Raw genomic sequence first — 1,102 nt, forward strand, 5'->3', positions numbered from 1 at the left:
CCCAGCGGTCGTCTCCACGATGAGGGTCAGGGCGTGGCGGGTGCGGCCGCCGTGCGCCTGGATCTGTGCGGTGTCCACGACGACGAGCGTGTCGTCGTCTTCGGCGACGGCCTCCAGTGGGCCGGCATAGGGGTAGTTGGCGACGGCGATGACGCTGTCGTAAAGGTTCTGGCCTTCGGCGAGGCCGGTCCAGGTGTGCAGGTCGGCGGAGGAGCATCCGCTGTGCTGGTCGGCTTGGGCCAGCGCGTCGTGGACGCGGTTGATCCACGCGCCGACGCCTTCCTGAGGGTCGGCTGGGCACAGCAGCGGCACGGTCGAGGCCAGCGGGCCTGCGATGTCCATGACCTGCGGGTAGATGGGGGAACGTCCGGAGACGGTGACGCCTACCGCGGTGTCGGTTCGCTCTCTCTGCCGGGCGGCGATCAGGCTCCAGCAGGCCACCAGTGCGGCGGACAGGGTGGCGCCGTGGACCTGGCTGAAGGCGGTGAGTTCTGCGGTCACCGCGTCGGGCAGTGTGCGGGTGTGCTGGCCGAACCGGTCCAGGCTCGGGTCGAGCGGGGTGGGGGGCAGCGGGGCACAGCCGGGGTAGCCGGACAGGTGCTTGGCCCAGTGGGCCTGCTGCTGCTCGCGCGGTTGCTCGCTCAGCCAGCGGGCGTAGGGGCCGAACTGCTGGGGCGAGGCGGGGCTGCTGCCGGTGTTGTAGCGGTGCAGGAGTTCGGCGAGGAGCACCTGGTGGGCGCGGCCGTCGAGGATCGCGTGGTGGTGGGTCCAGACGAGACGGTGGCGCCGGGCGTCCAGGCGTTGGACGGCCAGGCGAAGAAGCGGCGGCCGGTACAGGTCGAACGGTGTGTGCCGGTGACGGCTGAGGACGAACTCGAGGTCAGCGCGCTGCTCGGTATCGGTCTTGCCGCTGCTGTCGACGTGCTCGATGGGGAGCTCGGCGCTGGCCAGGACGATTTGACGCGTGTCGCTGGACAGGTCCCAGACCAGGGCGGTGGCCGCCACCGTAGGTCCTGTCCATGGACGTGGTGTACAGCAGGGCCGCAAGCCTGATGCGGCGAGTCGGCGGTTCCTGGAAGTCCTGCGGGTTGAACCGGTGGAC

The 1,102-nt window shown here is 70.5% G+C and carries 1 protein-coding gene; it reads right to left on the reverse strand.

Going from position 1 to position 1,102, the window contains the following annotated elements; genetic code table 11:
- Nucleotides 1-1,005: condensation domain-containing protein (locus AB0J09_RS65545; RefSeq protein WP_360714687.1), on the reverse strand; the 1,005-nt coding region annotated here is incomplete at its 3' end.
- Nucleotides 1,006-1,102 lie beyond the last annotated feature (97 nt).

The sequence above is a fragment of the Nonomuraea sp. NPDC049784 genome (assembly GCF_040659615.1).
Classification (GTDB): Bacteria; Actinomycetota; Actinomycetes; order Streptosporangiales; family Streptosporangiaceae; genus Nonomuraea.